The sequence below is a fragment of the Afipia sp. GW823-FHT06G09 genome (assembly GCF_058794875.1).
This window is the reverse complement of record NZ_JBXAHF010000003.1, coordinates 352,139-369,248: the sequence shown is the minus strand read 5'-3', so window position 1 is coordinate 369,248 and position 17,110 is coordinate 352,139. Positions and strand designations below refer to the sequence as shown.

Below are 17,110 nucleotides of genomic sequence, written 5' to 3'. Positions count from 1 at the left end.
TCGCCTTGACAACATTTCTGCAACGCGCGATGCCAGACCCGTCATGACAGCCGTCATTCCCCTCGATGCACATCGGCCCGCCGCGCAACCGGCGCTGTCACGCGTCGGCGTGCTGCTGGTCAATCTCGGAACACCTGACACAGCCGATGCGAAGGGTGTCCGCGTTTATCTGCGCGAGTTCCTGTCCGATCCGCGCGTGATCGAGAACAACGGATTGATCTGGCAAATCATTCTCAACGGCATTGTGTTGCAGATTCGTCCGGCCAAGAAGGCCAAGGATTATCTGAAGATCTGGAACACCGAAAAAAACGAGTCTCCGCTCAAGACCATTACGCGCGCCCAGGCCGAGAAGCTGGCCGCGTCGATCGCCGATCAGAAGCATGTCGTTGTCGACTGGGGCATGCGCTACGGCAATCCGTCGATCAAGTCGCGGATCGATGCGCTGATGGCGCAGGGCTGTGACCGGATTCTGGTGATGCCGCTCTATCCGCAATATTCTGCGTCGACGTCGGCGACGGTGGTGGACAAGGTTGCCGCCGCACTCAAGGACATGCGTGCTCAGCCGACGGTGCGGTTCACGCCGCCATATTATGACGACCCGGGTTACATCGATGCCCTTGCGGTCTCGATCGAGCGTCATCTGGCGACGTTATCTTACAAGCCTGAGACCATCGTGGCGTCGTTCCACGGCATGCCACAGTCGTACATCGACAAGGGCGACCCCTATCAGGCGCAGTGCGTTGCGACGGTGAATGCGCTGCGCACGCGTATGGGTCTCGACGAGAAGAGTCTAATGCTCACCTTCCAGTCGCGGTTCGGTTATGAGAAATGGCTGCAGCCCTATACCGCCCAGACTGTCGAGCAGCTTGCGAAGGATGGTGTGCGGCGGATTGCCGTTGTAACGCCGGGCTTCGCGGCCGATTGCATTGAAACGCTTGAAGAGATCGTGATGGAAAATGCCGAAATCTTCCGCCATGCCGGCGGCGAGGAATTCTCGGCCATTCCTTGCCTCAACGACAGCGACGAGGGCATGGATGTGATCCGCCAGATCGTGCTGCGCGAGCTGCAAGGCTGGATTTAAGAGGCTGGATCCGAGCGGCCGCGATTTAATCGCCCGGCCCGCCCGTTTCAAGGCGCGACTTGTCCTCTCTTTCGAACCGTATCCCCGCTTAAATCGACCAAGCGACGGAGCGGCTGTCGCGTGCCCGTGCTAGGCTGCCCGCATCTCAGGTCTTGCGCTTCGGGTTTAATTGCAGGGAGTTTTAAATGTCCGGCTTCGATATTTTTGCGATCGCGTTCGTTCTGCTCGTGATCTTCACGCTGTTTGCCGGTGTGAAAACGGTGTCGCAGGGCTACGACTGGACCATCGAACGGTTCGGCAAATACACGCGCACGCTGGGTCCTGGCCTCAACATCATCATTCCCTACTTCGACCGCGTCGGGCGCAAGGTAAACATGATGGAGCAGGTGATCGAGATTCCGCAGCAGGAGGTCATCACCAAGGACAACGCGACCGTCACGGTGGACGGCGTCACCTTCTATCAGGTGTTTGATGCTGCCAAGGCGAGCTACGAGGTATCCAATCTCAATCAGGCCATCGTGACGCTGACCATGACCAACATCCGCTCGGTGATGGGTTCAATGGATCTCGATCAGGTGCTGTCGCATCGCGATGAAATCAACGAGCGGCTGCTGCGCGTGGTCGATGCCGCCGTTTCGCCGTGGGGCGTCAAGGTCAACCGCATCGAGATCAAGGACATTGTGCCGCCGCACGATCTGGTCGAGGCGATGGGCCGGCAAATGAAGGCCGAGCGCGTCAAGCGCGCTGACATTCTTCAGGCTGAGGGTCAGCGCCAGTCCGAAATCCTGCGCGCGGAAGGTGCCAAGCAGTCGCAGATTCTTCAGGCCGAAGGCCGCCGAGAGGCTGCATTCCGTGATGCCGAGGCCCGCGAACGCGCGGCGGAAGCCGAAGCGAAAGCAACGGAGATGGTCAGCAATGCCATCGCCAGCGGCGATGTCGCTTCGCTCAACTATTTCATCGCGGACAAATACATCAAGGCGTTCGGTCAGCTCGCGGAGTCGCCGAACCAGAAGATCATCATGCTGCCGATCGAAGCGACCGGCATGCTCGGGTCGCTTGCTGGCATCGGAGAGATCGCAAAGGCGACCTTCGGCGAAAGTGCAGCGTCAGCCACCGCGGCGGCCCGCCGCCCGCCGACAGTGCCGAACACCAATCCGAAGGCCTGATCGATATGGTCGAGCTTCTGTCGAAACTCGGGAACTGGAACTGGCTGATCATCGGCGTGGTGCTGATGGCAATCGAGACGTTCGCGCCCGGCGTGTTCATGCTGTGGCTCGGCCTCGCAGCCCTGATTGTCGGGCTGCTGTCATTTGGCATCGCGTGGTCGTGGCAGGCGCAGGTCATTGCGTTTGCCGCGCTGTCGATCGCGATGGTGCCGCTGTGGCGATACTACTCGGGACGAAATGCCAGGCCGACCGACAAGCCGTTTCTCAACAGGCGCGCGGAAGGCCTGATCGGCCGCGTCTTCACGCTCGAAAAACCGATCGTGGACGGCATCGGCACGGTGAGGATCGACGATACGGTCTGGCGCGTTTCGGGCCCGGATGCGCCTTCCGGCAGCCGTGTGAAGATCGTCAGCGCCGATGGGGCAAGCCTGAAAGTCGATGCAGCCTAGGTTCAATTGCCGTCATTGCGAGGAACATGGCGGTGAAGTAATCCAGTTTTATCCACAAGATGGATTGCTTCGCTTCGCTCGCAATGATGGGAAGGGATGTTACGCGACGCCTGCACGCAGGATGTCGTGCAGGTGCACGATGCCGACCGGCGTCTTGCCCTCCGTCACGATCAGCGCGGTGATCTTCGATGCGTTGAGAATCTCCAGCGCCTCGCTGGCCAGCAGATCCGGGCTGATGGTCTTCGGATTTCTCGTCATTACCTCGTCGACGCTGGCCGTCATCAGGTCAGGACGCATGTGACGGCGCAAGTCGCCGTCGGTGACGATGCCTGTGATCTCGCCGCGCGCATCGACGATGCCGACACAGCCGAAGCCCTTGGAGGTCATCTCCACCAGCGCCTCGGACATCTTGGTGCCGAGCGGCTTCACCGGCACCGCTTCGGCCTTGTGCATCAGGTCACGCACGAATTTCAGCATGGCACCGAGCTTGCCGGAGGGATGCAGCGCGCTGAAATCGAGCGCCGTGAAGCCACGGCTTTCCAGCAGCGCCACGGCGAGCGCATCGCCAAGCGCGAGTTGCATCAGCGACGATGTGGTCGGGGCGAGATTGTGCGGGCAGGCTTCCCGTGCCTTCGGCAGCGTCAGGACGATGTCGGCAGCCGCGCCCAGCGTCGAATCCGCTTCCGATGTGACCGCGATCAGTCCGATGCGGAAGCGGCGCGAATAGTTGATGAGGTTCTTCAGTTCGGCGGTTTCGCCGGACCATGACAGCGCCATGATGACGTCGTCGGGCGTAATCATGCCGAGATCGCCGTGGCTGGCCTCTGCTGCATGGACGAAGAATGAGGGCGTGCCGGTGGAGGCGAAGGTCGCCGCCATTTTCTTGCCGATGTGGCCGGATTTGCCGAGGCCCGTCACGATCAGACGGCCCTTGGCCTCGCGGACGCGCGCGATGGCGGCATCGAAAGCCGCTCCGAGATCCGACTGCAGGGCGTTCACGAGTGCGGTGATGCCGCTCGCCTCGGCGTCCAGGGTGCGCAGTGCGGACTCGATGGCGGCAGATGCCGCGCGAGTCGCGGAAGGGGTCGCCGTCCGCGGTTTTGAAGTGGCCATGCGTGATTCCGGTTGAAGGGACGGCAGCGCGACGCGCGCGCAATCCGGGACATTTCCTAGCACATTCAAGCTGCTGAGGCGACGCGCCAGGGCCGCCCTCAACGCTCCGTTAACCATAATTGTTTTAACTCTGTTAACGGCGTTCAGCAACGCCGGACGGCGGCGTTTTGGCCGGCAATTGCTTGAAGTTGTTTCGTTTTCCGGCGCGGCCCCAAGTGACTTTCGGGGCCGGGAGAAGAGTGAAAAGTGCAGGGCTCGCAGCAACCTGTCCGGTTGTGGGATCGTCGCTGGCGCGCGTCTGGATGGCGCGTGCTGCCGACGTGCTGCGTGCTGATGCTGTGGAACCCTGCAACGGCCTTGGCGCAGGCGCTGACCCCTGACATGATGAACCCGGCGCAGGGCGGTTTCGCGCCGCCGGACAAGTCGCTGCTTCGCAAGACCGCCGACAACGGGGCCAACGACGGCGCGCCAAAGCCCAGTGTCAGGGCGCCGTCGCGGATCGGCGCAATCCCGACCTACGGTGTTCCACCTGCGTCGGGCGCGTCTGACGTCGGATTCGACTCGCTCAACCGCACCCGCAAGAAACAGAAACTTTATCCCGGCGCACCGAAGCCGAAGATTGTCGGTCCCGGCAATCCGCCGGCCGCCGCCCCGAAAGCTGCAAAGGTCGCGGCGCCGGTTTCGCAGTCGGTTGCCGGCACGTTTCCCGGCCAGCCGCAGCGCCGCCGCCTCAAGGTCGATGACGATCCGTTCGCCAATGTCGGCTTCCACACCGGTACGTTTCTCACCAAGGCCGCAGTCGAACTGTGGGGCGGCTACAACACCAATCCCGGCCGCATGAATACGCCGAAGGGGTCGGGGTTCTACACGGTCGCTCCTGAACTGCTGATTGCGTCCGACTGGGAGCGTCATTCGCTGATCGCCGATCTGCGCGGATCGTTCACCGGTTACGGCACGACGTTTCCGCCGCTCGCCACCGGCCCGTCGCCGGTGCCGACCAACATCGACGCCCCGACGTTCAATGGCAAGGTCGCGGGCCGCATCGACGCGGCGCGCGATACGCGCATCAATACCGAACTGCGCATGCGGGTTTTCACAGACAATCCCGGCTCGCCGAACATTCAGGCCGGTCTTGCGCAATATCCGCTGGCCACGAATATCGGCGGCACCGCAGGTGTCGAACACGATTTCAACCGGTTGACGGTTTCGGTCGCCGGCCTCGCGGACCGAACGATCTATCAGCAGTCGAAGCTCACCGACGGCTCGACCTTCACCAACGACGACCGCAACTTCAACCAGTTCGGCGGACTCGGGCGCGTCAGCTACGATCTGATGCCGGGCCTCAAGCCGTTCGGCGAGTTCTCCGCCGACACGCGTCTTCACGACGTGAAGTCCGATCGCTCCGGCTATCAGCGCGATTCCACCGGCGGTTACGTGAAGGCCGGCACATCATTCGAGTTTTCGCGGCTGCTGACCGGCGAAGCCGCCATCGGCTATTCACGGCGCAGCTATCAGGATCCGCGCCTCAGCGACATGAAGGGCCTGCTGACCAGCGCATCGCTGATCTGGACCGCGACCGGGCTGACCACGGTGCGTTTCGATGCGACATCCTCGATCGATGAGACCACGCTGCCTGGCGTCTCCGGCGTAATTTCCCGCGATTACTCGCTCCAGGTCGATCACGCGTTTCGCCGCTGGCTGATCGGCACCGCCAAGGTTGGCACCGGTACGTCGGACTACGATGGCACGCGCTTCGACCGGCGCTACTTCGTGGAAGGCGATCTGGTCTACAAGCTGTCGCGTACGTTCCAGATCAAGGGACAGGTGCGGCACGACTGGCTGAACAGTTCGGCTAACGGTGCAAGCTCCGCCGCGACCGTCGTGATGCTCGGTATCCGCGTGCAGCGATAGCGACACGCGCCATCGCATACTGCCCGGTCCAATCGTATCCAATCCGGAAATATGTCGTTAACTCCGAACGATATGAAACCGATCATTTAAAGACCGCCGCAACGAATTGGGCGCATTCAGGCACGCTTGGGGACAAGTGTGCGATGTGGTTTCGACGGCCAAAAGATCAGGCGACCCGACCGGGGCGGATATCGGCAAAGCTGCTGATACTGTGCTCGGTTGCGACGATCGCCGGCTTTTCCGCGGTTTGCGGCAGCGTCATGCTGGACATGCGCCGCGGCGAACAGGCGCTGGCGCTGCGGTCCATGGAAAACCTCGCCACAACGATCGATTCTGACATCAGCCGCAACATCGAACTCTACGATCTGTCGCTCCGCAATGTCGCGAGCAACATGATCGAACCGGAGCTTGCCGGTGTCAGCAAGCGGTTGCTCAATCTTATTCTGTTCGACCACGCGGCCACCGCGAAACACTTTGGCGCCATCCAGGTGTTCGACGCCGCGGGGAAACTTATCCACGATTCGGCGACCTACGATCCGAAGCCGGAAAATCGCGCCGACGAGGACTATTTTACGGTGCACCGGGACAATCCCAACGCCGGTCTGTTCATCGGCCGGCCAGGTCTGCATCGCGGTGCTTACGCAATCGTTCTCAGCCGCCGGATCATAGGCAAGGACGGTGCCTTTCTCGGCGTGGTTGTGGGCTCCTTGCGGTTCAGCTACTTCCACGACCTGTTCGAGCGCCTCAGCCTTGCAGCGGACGATGTTATCAGCGTGATCCGGCGGGATGGCGTGGTGATCATGAGGACGCCATTCGATCTGGATGTGATCGGCAGGGACCTGAGCCAGAGTCCCGGTGTCAAACGCGTCCTTGTGGAACAGAGCGGATCGTTTGAAGGGTCCGGCGCGATCGATCCGATCAAGCGTCTCTATGTGTGGCGCGACAGCAGCCATCCATTGATCGTTATCGTCGGCAAATCCTGGACTGACATCTTCGCCATCTGGCGCAGCCAGGCGCTGCGGGTCGGCGGGATCATGCTGGCGCTGATTGCGTTTGTTGCCGGTGCGACGATGATCCTCGTGCGTGAAATCAAGCGGCGCGGGCGCGCCGAGGACAGGCTGGCAGAACTTGCGATCACCGATGCGCTGACCGGCCTCAGGAACCGCCGCAAGTTCAATCAGGTCATCGAACGGGAGTGGTCCCGGGCGCAGCGGCGTCAGGAGCCGCTCGCACTTCTCATGATCGATGCCGATCACTTCAAGACCTACAACGACATGTTCGGCCATCAGGCCGGCGATCAGGTGCTGGTCCGGATTGCGGCCAGCATCGCCGGCGCGGTCCGGCGTACGGGGGATTGCGCTGCGCGCTACGGCGGCGAGGAATTCGCGGTGTTGCTGCCGGGCCTTTCCACGGACGCGGCGTTTGCCGTCGGGGAAAGTATCCGCACCAAGGTGGAAATGCTGTCCGCCGACAAATGGGCCACCACCGTCAGCATCGGGGTCACCAGTCTCGTGCCGAGCGCATCGCTGCAGCCGGCGGATCTGATTGAGGCTGCAGATAAGGCGCTTTATGAGGCCAAGTCGCGCGGGCGCAATCAGTCCGTGCCCGCGCCCCGAGGGCACCTGTCGCGCGTTGCGTGACGCGCCTGGGCCTTGCTCAATCAAGCAGTGTGTAAACCGGCCGCGCTCTTGACAGTTTCAACAGACAAAGAACAAATAGAGAACATAAAATCAGACCGCGACTCGCCGGGCGATGTGTCCGGTGTGGCGGAATCTCTGCCAGCATCGGAGAGCCATCATGTTCACACCGGCCACACAGACCGACATCGAGCGCTACGATCGCGCCGTCGACAGTGCGATCGCGACCTGCGGCGGCGATCTGCGCGGCGCGCTCAAGGCGCTGATCATCGCCAATGAATATCTGGAGGAGGAGTTACGGCAGGTGCTGGATGCGGTGTCTGCGCACGCCGTGACCGCGATGCCGCGTAGGGATGTGGCTTAGTAAGGCTCCGGCAGACAACGAGGGAGCTATCCAAGATTATGATGTCGTCCCCGCGAAAGCGGGGAGCCATAATCACTGAGCTTTCCATTTGCGAGAGATGCCTGAGCGATCATCCCGCCATCATCTCGGCATTTGATGGTTATGGGTCCCCGCTTTCGCGGGGACGACACCGAAAATTGGTCAGGCCTCGCGCATCAAGGTCTGATTTGGCATACGGGTACCGCGCATGTGCGCGCGAGACGCGCCTACTTCATCAGCTCCTTCGCCAGCGCCATGTACATCGGCAGCGAGACCGGATCGTTGGCGGCGTTGGCTGCCATCGGGTGCGAGGCGTAGCGGGCGATCACCATCTCCGCGGTCGGATCGACATAGATGCTCTGGCCGTAGATACCGCGCGCGGTATAGGCGTTATGCTCGTTGTGGGTGATCCACCACATGTCGCGATAGGACCAGCCTTTCAGCAGCGTGTAACCGGCCTTGGCAAAGTCGTCCTTCTTGCCGCCCTGGGTGATGTCGGCGACGGCGGCTTCCGGAATGACCTGCTGGCCGTTGAACTTGCCCTTGTTGCGCATCATCTCGCCAAAGCGCGCGAGATCGCGCAGCGCGGTGTTGTAGCCGCCGCCGCCGGATTCGGTGCCGATGCTGTCGACCATGAAGTAACCGTCCTGCTCCGCCCCGAGCTTCGACCAGATCTCCGAGGACAGCAGTGCGGCCAGCGACTGCCCGGAGGCACGCTTGACGATCCAGGCAAGAACTTCGGCGTTCGCCGTCTTGTAAGCGAAGGCCTGTCCGTGCTCGCCTTCCTTGTTCAGCTTGACGAGGAAGTCGTAGAAACTGCGCGGCCCCTGATAACCGGGCGCAATCGGCATCATGCCGCCGGCGCGGGCGTAGTCGAACACCTCGGCGTTCGGATCGGAATAGTTCTCCGAGAACTTCACGCCAATGGTCATGTCCATCACCTGGCGCACGGTGGCATCGCCATAGGCCGTGTCCTTCAATTCGGGCACATACTTCGTGACGGGGGCCGCGGGATCGAGCTTGCCGTTGGCCGCGAGCACCGCCGCCAGCGTGCCGACGAACGACTTCGTCACCGAGAAGGCGATATGCGGCAGTTGCGGGCTGCCTTCACCGAAATATTTTTCATAGATGATCTTGCCCTTGTGCAGCACGACGATGCCGTCGGTATAGGTCAGTTGCATCGCGTCGTTAAAGGTGATCGCCTTGCCGTCCATCGTCGTGATGGCGACGGCGCCGAGATCCTTTTCGGCGCGCGGCAGCGGCACGACGGGTCCTTCGCCGCGCGAGACGGCGGCGGTCGGCACCAGTTCGCGGAAGTGACTGAACGACCAGCGTGTGTTCGGGAAACGTGACGACGAGCCATCGATGAAGCGGATGGTCTTGTCTGGCGGGGGCGGAAAGCCCTGCATCAGGCCGAGCGTTTTTGGATCGGTCTGCGCCGCCGTCGGAAGCGGCTGGGCGGTTTGCGCGTTCAGTGCCGTCGAAGACAGCGTGCCTGCTCCCGTGAGCGCGAGCAGGGCGGCGGCATATCGTGCGGCATGCGTGCAGATGGTCATGGCGTTTCCCCGGCAGTTATTCTTGTTGGCGGCGAAGCCTAACCGAGCGCCCGATCGCAAACCACATCTATTGCAGGAGTTTATGCAACAAAAAAACCGCGAGACGAATGTCTCGCGGTTGGTCGTGATCGCTCGGACGAAAAACTTACGGGCAGGGATAGCGGTTGCCGTCGTTGTTCAGATAGGTGCCCGATGCGGGATCGTAGGAGCGGTAGCGCTGCGCGCAGTAGGCCGCATTCTGCTGGGCCTGCGCCTGCGACGAGGCAATGGCGCCGCCGATGATCGCACCCGCGGCGAGGCCGATGCCGACGCCTGCCGCCGTGCTGCCGTAGCCGCGCCGATAGTAGCCGCCGCGATAGCCATAACGGGGACCGTAGCCGTAACGCGGGCCGTAGCCACGGCGAATCGGATAGTACTGAACGTTCTCAACGTGGCCTGAGGCCGCGCCGGACAGCATCGTGTTGTTCATCAGCGGCGCCGCGGTTGCGGGCTGCGCGGCGGCGAGGGCTGCTGAACCGGCAAGAAGTGCGGCTGCGAGAAGTTTTGTTGTTCGCATGTATTTTCCTTCAATGCGCGTAAGGAGGTGAGGTGGAGGTTTGAAATGCGACGTCGCGAGGCGGAGTGTCGCTGGGCATGTCAAAGGTAACCCCTTGCGGAGCAAAAGGTTCCGTATCATTGCACCTCAACCGCGATTGCCGGACAAAAGTCCGTGTGCTCTGCGCGGACGCGATTATTCTTCCTGTTCGCGAATCCGGCGGCGGTCTTTCACCACGCCGATGGTCACGCCCATGCGTTCGACCTTCGCGATCACTTTCCCCGCCAGAATGCGGTCGCAATTCATGTGCGTTGGTGCAATGTAGAAATCCGCCAGCCGCCAGTCATACATCTTGATCCATTGCAGATTGGGCCGCGCGTATTCTTCATAAGAGACACGCTCGCCGCAGACGGCGACACGATACGGTTTGGTCTGAGCGGTCGCGGGCTCGGTGCGGTCGAGGAAATCGTGCAGTTCCTCGACAGCCTCCGGCATGCTGTTGACCCAGTAATCGGTGACGAAGCGCCGGGAGGCGCCTTCGAGCCCGCCCACAAGCTGGTTGTAATAGAGATACTCGTAGGGATGCAGGTGATAGAGCTTGCCCGCCGTCCACGTGTAGCAGGTGGCGACAACCGCGAGCCAGACGATCAGGACATTGCGATGCAGGCGCGCAAGTGCGCCGATCGAGGCGCTGAGGCCGACGCCAGCAAGAATTGCGATCGGCGGAAACACGAACAGGAAATGGCGGCAGCCGTCGAATGCGGGTCCTTCGACGACGACCTGACACGCCACCGGGAAGATCGCGGCGAATGCGATCAGGCCAAGTTCGCGGCGCGGTACGCCGCTGATGCCGCCAAGGCGCGCCGGCAGGGCGATCAGCACCAGCGAGAGCAGCGTTGCGCCGAGCGTCAGCAGCGGCAGCCGGATCGCGATATAGGTCGGCACGTAGGCGCGCGGCACGTCGGCCATCTCGTAGACCTTGCCGAACAGGATCGTGCGGATGTGATAGTGAAACTCGCTGAATGAAAGCAGTCCGCGCACCGGATTAAGCGGCGACAGCGCCGCCCACGGCCATGCCGCGATCATGATGAGATATGCAATCACCAGCGCCGGCAGGAACCACAGTGCCGAGCGCATCGCGAACCGTGCGCGCTCATGCCAGTGCCCGATCACCGGACGCGGCAGATTGATCAGGACCGCGAGGGCGAGATATCCGATCAGCAGCAGGCTGAGCGACCTGATGCCGAGCGCGGCGCCGGTCATCACGCCGAACCCGATCACATCGCGCATGCGCGGTGTCGGCAGGTTTCGGCTGGCGCGGATCAGGAAATACAGCGCACCGGCCATGAAGGCGGCGAGCGGAATGCCCTTGGTGTGGTTGTACATCGCGCCGTACCACGATCCGCACAGCGCCAGCACCACGATGGTGAAGAAGGCGGCGCGCGGGTTCGCGATCAGCCGCGCGGTGGCAGCGGCGGCGCCGATTCCGCCAATCCCGATCAGCGCGCACAACAGGTGACGCAGTTCGTACTGATCGACGGGAATGATGTAGCTCAGGCCAAGGCTGAGAATGTCGAACAGCCCGCCGTAGAGATAAAGGTTGTCGAGCTTGAACAGCGACAGATCGGTGAAGCCGCTCTTGTAATAGGCGATGATCAGTTCGCCGTAGCGATGCTGGACGCCCTCGTCATTGGAGATCGCGTAATCCTGGAAGGTCCACAGCGCGATGACGACAAGCGCGGCCAGCGAGACGCAGGAGGCGAGATCGTAGGGATTGCACTGGCTGAGCCAGCGGACGCACCGCGTCAGCAGGTTGCCGGAGGCGGAACCCGCGAGATTGCGGCCGGAGATTTCCAGCTCGCCACTTACGGAATCGGTCATCCCCCTGCGGTCCTCAGCCTGCGCGCGCCGTGCCCCCACGGCGAAGCCGGCATCTGCGGCCAGCTTGGGGTTGACCATAGGTGCTAATGATAGGACGGCTCAAGAAAATTGCGTTTTGCGATGCGGAAACCGGCGTCGGCAAAAAGTATCAGACAACCACCGTTAACCGTTTCGCGGCGCGGGTGATGCCGGTGTAGAGCCAGCGGGCGCGGCTGTCCTGGAAGGCGAAGCTTTCGTCGAACAGCACAACATCGTTCCACTGCGAGCCTTGGGATTTGTGCACGGTCAGCACATAGCCGTAATCGAACTCGTCGTAGGGCCGGCGCTGCTCCCATGGAATGTCCTCGATGCCGCCGCTGAAACAGTCCTGCCGCACCGACACCTTTGTGACCTTCGCGCCGAATTCCTCGTCCGGCGACAGCCGCATGGTGAGGATTTTCGACTTTGACGGCGTGCGCGACTTCACCCGCCACAGCCCGCCGTTGAACAGCGCCTTCTTGCGGTTGTTGCGCAGGCAGACCAGCTTGTCGCCGGCCACCGGCAACGGATCCTCGATGCCTTGTTTCTGACGGACGCGCATATTGTAGGCACGGCGGGTGTTGTTGCGCCCGACCAGAACCTGATCCGCCGCCATCACGCGATCCGGATCGAGTGCGTCGCGCCGTACCACTTCGCTTTCGCCGAAGGTGCCGAGGTCGAGCTGACGCCCTTCGCGGACCGCCATCGACATCCGCACGATCGGGTCGTCCTGCGCCTGACGGTGAACTTCGGTCAGCATTGCGTCCGGCTCGGCATCGGTGAAAAAGCCGCCGCCCTGGATCGGCGGCAACTGCGCCGGATCGCCCAGCACCAGCAGCGGGCAATCGAACGACATCAGGTCGCGGCCGAGTTCTGCGTCGACCATCGAGCATTCGTCGATCACGATCAGCTTGGCCTTGGAGGCGGGCGCATCATCCCACAATTCAAAGCTCGGCTGCTCCTCGCCGGATTCGCGGGTGCGGTAGATCAGCGAATGAATGGTGGAGGCATTGTCGCAACCCTTGTTGCGCATCACCAGCGCGGCTTTCCCGGTGAACGCTGCGTATTTCACATTGCCGTTGACGCCGTCGGCGATATGCCGCGCCAGGGTGGTCTTGCCGGTGCCGGCAAAGCCGAACAGCCGGAACACCGGCGGCGTGCCGTTCTTGCCCGGCCTGGCCTTGAGCCAGTCGGCGACGGCGCGAAGCGCCTGATCCTGATGCGGCGTGAAGGAGGTCATCGTGATGTGCTGGATACTTCAAATAAGATGAACCGCAAGCGGATAAGCTGCCGCAAGCGGGGCCTAGGTGCATACCTGACTCGCGGCATTTATGATGATAAATAATAAGGCGTTTCGTGACGAAACATCCGTCGCCATCGCAGCCGCTTCCCATATATGGTTCGGCCTGACAATCCCAATCAACCCGGTGCGCCATGGAACGGCTTTTTCTTCAGATTGCCACCGCTTTCAGCGCACTGGTGTTGCTCGGGCTGGGTCTGTGCGGGGTGATCCTCGGCGTGCAGTTCATGCACGGTGTAGGCACCATCACCGTCGACAATTACTTCAGGCTGCTCTCGGGCATGATGGCCGGAATGGGCCTCGTGCTTCTGGCCTCGATCCCTCATGTCGAGCGCTACCGCGAACGGTTCGGGATTCTGACGCTGATGATCGTCCTGGGTGGTCTGGCGGAACTCTACTCGGTGGTGCTTCACGGTATTCCGAGCATCGGGACGATGTTCGGCATGTTCATGACACTCATCTACGCGCCGCTGCTGTGGCTGCTGCAACGGCACGTCGCCAAACGCGCCACTCTGGATGCACACTGACAGCCGCCCAGCGATGGTGAAAATCCTCAAGCGCGTGTTTGTCGGACTCGTTGTCGCCTTTGTCGCGATCGTGTTGGGCCTGTTCGCCTACAATTTCTATCTCCGCTCGACGGCGGGTGACGATCCTGCGCCGCCGGTGATCTATGAGCGCTCCAACCGGCCGTCGCGCGCCTGACCGTGCGTCGGCGATGCCGGTTGCCTCATCGCGGATCGTTTCTGTAAGTTGGCGTCATATGACCGGTGCAAATCCGGCCATGAGGGTGCCCCTCATGCAAAACAACAACAAACGGGGAGACGCCGTCATGAGTTCAGGTTCGTTCGATTTCACGCCGCTGCTGGCCAAGGGACTGCCGCCTGCGGCGGCGAAATGGAACGGCTTCCCCCGATACAATTTCGTCGGCGGCAACAATGACGCCGATCAGGTGCCGGTAGACCGGCTGCTGGCGGCATCGACGGCCGTGCTGACGCGGGAAGGCGCAACGCTCGCCACCTACGGTCTCAACAGCGGCCCGCTCGGCTATCGTCCGCTGCGTGAATTCCTTGTCGGCAAGCTGAAGCGCGATGCGGGCATTACCTGCACCGCCGATGAAATCCTCATCACGTCGGGCTCGCTGCAAGGTCTCGATCTGGTCAACGCGCTTCTCACATCGCCGGGCGACACTGTGCTGATCGAGCAGGAGTGTTACCAGGGATCGATCACGCGGCTGGTCCGGCGCGGCGTCAACATCGTGGGCATTCCGCTCGATGACGGCGGCATGCGGATTGATGCGGTCGCATCCGCGCTCGCAGACCTCAAGAGCAAAGGCATCCGGCCGAAATACATCTACACCATCCCGACGGTGCAGAATCCCACCGGCACCATCATGAGCCAGCAGCGCCGCGCCGAGCTGCTCAAATTGTCGGAAGAGTATGGCGTGCCGATCTTTGAGGACGATTGCTACGCTGACCTGATCTGGAGCGGCCAGCGTCCGCCTGCGCTGTACGCCATGAGCAACGCTGGAGGAGTCATTTACATCGGGTCGTTTTCCAAGTCGGTCGCGCCTGCGCTGCGCGTCGGCTACATCGTGGCGCCATGGGAAGTGCTGTCGCGTATCCTGCCGATCAAGACCGACGCGGGCTCCGGCGCGCTGGAGCAGATGGTGCTGGCGGAATTCTGCACCGCGCATTTCAACGACCATGTGCCGAAACTGGCGCGGGGCCTGCGCGTCAAGCTGGAAGCGATGATGGAGGCGCTGGCCGAGCAGTTCGGCACCGCTGCCGAGTTCGACGATCCGCCGGGCGGAATCTTTCTCTGGGTCAAGCTGCCCGATAACGTTGATACCATGAAGCTTTATCAGGCCGCGCTGGCGTCGGGCATCGCGATCAATCCCGGCACCGAGTGGTCGGTCAATGCCGGTCACAGCAGAAGCCGGCTGCGGCTGTGTTTCGCCAGTCCGTCGGTGCAGGACATCCGCGACGGCGTTGCCGCGCTGGCCGAGGTCTGCCGCAAGGAGTTCGGCGTGCCCAGCCGCAGCGCGAACGTGGAACGGGACAGAGGCTAGCCATCATGATGCAGAAGGTCCTGATCGGCCTGATCGCCACCATCGGCTCATTTCTCGCGTTGATCCTGTTGCAGCCGTCCGAATATCGGGTCTCGCGCACCACGGTCATGTCCGCGCCCGCGCCGGATGTTTTCGCGCAGATCGACGACCTGCGCCGCTGGCAGGCGTGGTCGCCCTGGGCCAAGCGTGATCCGAAGGCGAAAGTGTCGTTCGACGGACCCGCCAGTGGCAAGGGCGCGATGTTCGCATGGTCGGGCAACAACGAGGTGGGCGAGGGCCGCATGACGCTGACGGAAAGTCAGTCCGGCGAGCATGTGAAGATCAAGACGGATTTCGTGAAACCGTTCGTCGGCACCAGCTATTCGGACTTTTCATTGAAGCCGGAAGGTGGTGCTACGTCCGTGTCCTGGACGATCTCCGGCCAGAACGATTTCATCGCCAAGGCGATTTGCATGTTCGTCAGCATGGACAAGGTGTTGGGCGGTGAGATGGAAAAGGGACTGGCCAGCATGAAGCAACTGGTGGAAGCGGACACAAAAAAGCCGACGCAGAAATAGGCCCGCGCCGGCTCAATTCTTTCAGTTGTGATCAGGCTGCGGCCACGCCGCGCAGTTCGCCGGAGCCCGGCGGTGGAATCGGCTGACCGTCGTCGGCGTACTCGTTGAGCTTGTTGCGCAGCGTGCGGATCGAGATGCCGAGAATGTTCGCGGCATGGGTGCGGTTTCCGAGGCAGTGCTTCAGCGTCTCGAGGATCAGGTCGCGTTCGACATCGGCCACGGTGCGGCCGACCAGCGCGCGGGTCACCTGTTCGGCGGCGAAGGTTGCATGCGCCACCGCGGGCGGCGTCTTCGCCGTGTCGAGACGGTCGCCGTCCGGCGAAATGATCGCGTCCGGTCCGATCTCGTCGCCGCTGGCCATCAGCACCGCGCGGTGCATGGTGTTTTCCAGCTCACGGACGTTGCCTTGCCAGCGATTGGTGGTCAGCACGCGGCGCGCTTCCGCCGAAATCGGCCGCAGCGGCACGCCATTGGCGTCGGCATACTTCTTGGCGAAATGTTGCGCCAGTTCGAGAATGTCGGCGGGGCGGTCACGCAGCGCCGGAATTTTCAGGTTCACGACGTTGAGCCGGAACAGCAGGTCCTCGCGGAATTTGCCTTCCTTGACGGCGTCGGCGAGATTGCGGTTCGAGGTTGCGATGATGCGGATGTCCACCGGCACCGGACGGGTGCCGCCAACGCGGTCAATGACGCGCTCCTGAATCGCACGCAGCAGCTTCGACTGCAGGCGGACGTCCATTTCCGAGACTTCGTCGAGCAGCAGCGTGCCGCCGGTGGCTTCCTCGAACTTGCCGATGCGCCGTGCGATGGCGCCGGTGAACGAGCCCTTCTCGTGGCCGAACAGTTCGGATTCGAGAAGATGCTCCGGGATCGCGGCGCAGTTGATCGAGATGAACGGCTTCTTGGCGCGGTTGGAGCGGGTGTGAACATAGCGTGCCAGCACTTCCTTGCCGGTGCCGGATTCGCCGGTGATCATCACTGATGCATCAGAGCCTGCGATCTGCTGTGCCAGCTTTACAACTTTGGCCATGGCGTCGTCGCGATAGATCAGGTCGCGCGAGTCGTTGGCGACGGCGGCGAGCACGGCGGCGATCAGCTCCGGATCGGGCGGCAGCGGGATGTATTCCTTCGCGCCGGCATGGATGGCGGCGACCGCGGCCCGCGCATCGGTGGTGATGCCGCAGGCGACGATCGGAACATGGATGTGTTCGGCTTCCAGCCGGATCACGAGATCGCGGATGTCGAGGGCGACATCGACCAGCAGCAGGTCGGCGCCCTTGCCGCCGCGCACCACACGCATCGCCTGTTCACTGTCCTCGGCGTGGGTCACCGTCGCGCCATTGTCCATGGCGATCTTGGTGGCGGTGGTAAGCTGGCCCTTGAGTGTGCCAACGATGAGAAGCCGCATGGTGGTCTCCTGTTATTAAACCTTGCAAGTGGTTCGGGCCATTTTCGG

The 17,110-nt window shown here is 62.2% G+C and carries 16 protein-coding genes; 10 read left to right on the top strand and 6 right to left on the bottom strand.

All coding sequences use genetic code 11. The features are described 5' to 3' along the window. Positions 1 to 43 precede the first annotated feature (43 nt). The 3 genes from hemH (at position 44) to AC1Q67_RS14135 (ending at position 2,696) form a co-directional block, all read left to right on the top strand. Positions 44 to 1,081, top strand: coding sequence for a ferrochelatase (gene hemH, locus AC1Q67_RS14145; protein WP_492236042.1), 1,038 nt, complete (start codon positions 44 to 46; stop codon positions 1,079 to 1,081). A gap of 185 nt (positions 1,082 to 1,266) precedes the next feature. Further along, positions 1,267 to 2,247 (top strand): SPFH domain-containing protein, encoded by a 981-nt coding sequence (locus AC1Q67_RS14140; protein ID WP_024575907.1) that lies wholly within the window; start codon positions 1,267 to 1,269, stop codon positions 2,245 to 2,247. A gap of 5 nt (positions 2,248 to 2,252) precedes the next feature. Beyond that, a complete protein-coding gene (locus AC1Q67_RS14135; protein ID WP_492236040.1) occupies positions 2,253 to 2,696 on the top strand; it encodes an NfeD family protein in 444 nt (147 codons plus the stop codon). A gap of 99 nt (positions 2,697 to 2,795) precedes the next feature. Here AC1Q67_RS14135 and AC1Q67_RS14130 read toward each other — a convergent pair whose 3' ends face one another. Beyond that, complete coding sequence (locus tag AC1Q67_RS14130; protein ID WP_492236039.1) at positions 2,796 to 3,809, bottom strand: KpsF/GutQ family sugar-phosphate isomerase; 1,014 nt, start codon at positions 3,807 to 3,809, stop codon at positions 2,796 to 2,798. A gap of 333 nt (positions 3,810 to 4,142) precedes the next feature. Between AC1Q67_RS14130 and AC1Q67_RS14125 the strand changes: the two genes are divergently transcribed. From AC1Q67_RS14125 to AC1Q67_RS14115, 3 genes are all read left to right on the top strand, one after another. Next, a complete protein-coding gene (locus AC1Q67_RS14125; RefSeq protein WP_492236459.1) occupies positions 4,143 to 5,720 on the top strand; it encodes an outer membrane beta-barrel protein in 1,578 nt (525 codons plus the stop codon). 260 nt (positions 5,721 to 5,980) lie between these two features. Next, positions 5,981 to 7,360, top strand: coding sequence for a sensor domain-containing diguanylate cyclase (locus AC1Q67_RS14120; protein WP_492236038.1), 1,380 nt, complete (start codon positions 5,981 to 5,983; stop codon positions 7,358 to 7,360). 157 nt (positions 7,361 to 7,517) lie between these two features. Beyond that, complete coding sequence (locus AC1Q67_RS14115; RefSeq protein WP_492236036.1) at positions 7,518 to 7,721, top strand: hypothetical protein; 204 nt, start codon at positions 7,518 to 7,520, stop codon at positions 7,719 to 7,721. 245 nt (positions 7,722 to 7,966) lie between these two features. On the opposite strand, the gene AC1Q67_RS14110 is transcribed toward AC1Q67_RS14115, so the two are convergent. From AC1Q67_RS14110 to AC1Q67_RS14095, 4 genes are all read right to left on the bottom strand, one after another. Beyond that, positions 7,967 to 9,295 carry a serine hydrolase domain-containing protein gene (locus tag AC1Q67_RS14110; RefSeq protein ID WP_492236035.1) on the bottom strand — a complete coding sequence of 443 codons (1,329 nt, stop codon included), beginning with the start codon at positions 9,293 to 9,295 and terminating at the stop codon, positions 7,967 to 7,969. Positions 9,296 to 9,440: 145 nt separating this feature from the next. Beyond that, positions 9,441 to 9,851 carry a BA14K family protein gene (locus AC1Q67_RS14105; RefSeq protein WP_492236034.1) on the bottom strand — a complete coding sequence of 137 codons (411 nt, stop codon included), beginning with the start codon at positions 9,849 to 9,851 and terminating at the stop codon, positions 9,441 to 9,443. A 174-nt stretch (positions 9,852 to 10,025) separates the two neighbouring features. Further along, the gene (locus tag AC1Q67_RS14100) at positions 10,026 to 11,711 is read right to left on the bottom strand and encodes a glycosyltransferase family 39 protein (RefSeq protein ID WP_492236033.1); all 1,686 of its coding nucleotides are present in this window, start codon (positions 11,709 to 11,711) and stop codon (positions 10,026 to 10,028) included. A 148-nt stretch (positions 11,712 to 11,859) separates the two neighbouring features. Next, the gene (locus AC1Q67_RS14095; RefSeq protein WP_492236032.1) at positions 11,860 to 12,969 is read right to left on the bottom strand and encodes an ATP-dependent DNA helicase; all 1,110 of its coding nucleotides are present in this window, start codon (positions 12,967 to 12,969) and stop codon (positions 11,860 to 11,862) included. A 194-nt stretch (positions 12,970 to 13,163) separates the two neighbouring features. Here AC1Q67_RS14095 and AC1Q67_RS14090 point away from each other — a divergent pair, with 194 nt between their 5' ends. From AC1Q67_RS14090 to AC1Q67_RS14075, 4 genes are all read left to right on the top strand, one after another. Next, positions 13,164 to 13,556, top strand: coding sequence for a DUF4345 domain-containing protein (locus AC1Q67_RS14090; protein WP_492236031.1), 393 nt, complete (start codon positions 13,164 to 13,166; stop codon positions 13,554 to 13,556). After that, positions 13,546 to 13,731, top strand: coding sequence for a hypothetical protein (locus AC1Q67_RS14085; protein WP_492238157.1), 186 nt, complete (start codon positions 13,546 to 13,548; stop codon positions 13,729 to 13,731). The genes AC1Q67_RS14090 and AC1Q67_RS14085 overlap by 11 nt, the downstream gene beginning before the upstream one ends. A 127-nt stretch (positions 13,732 to 13,858) precedes the next feature. Beyond that, the gene (locus AC1Q67_RS14080) at positions 13,859 to 15,097 is read left to right on the top strand and encodes an aminotransferase-like domain-containing protein (RefSeq protein ID WP_492236029.1); all 1,239 of its coding nucleotides are present in this window, start codon (positions 13,859 to 13,861) and stop codon (positions 15,095 to 15,097) included. 5 nt (positions 15,098 to 15,102) lie between these two features. Beyond that, positions 15,103 to 15,654, top strand: coding sequence for an SRPBCC family protein (locus AC1Q67_RS14075; RefSeq protein ID WP_492236028.1), 552 nt, complete (start codon positions 15,103 to 15,105; stop codon positions 15,652 to 15,654). A gap of 31 nt (positions 15,655 to 15,685) precedes the next feature. On the opposite strand, the gene flbD is transcribed toward AC1Q67_RS14075, so the two are convergent. Continuing rightward, positions 15,686 to 17,062, bottom strand: a complete 1,377-nt coding sequence (gene flbD, locus AC1Q67_RS14070; protein ID WP_492236027.1) for a sigma-54-dependent transcriptional regulator FlbD — start codon at positions 17,060 to 17,062, stop codon at positions 15,686 to 15,688. Positions 17,063 to 17,110: the final 48 nt, after the last annotated feature.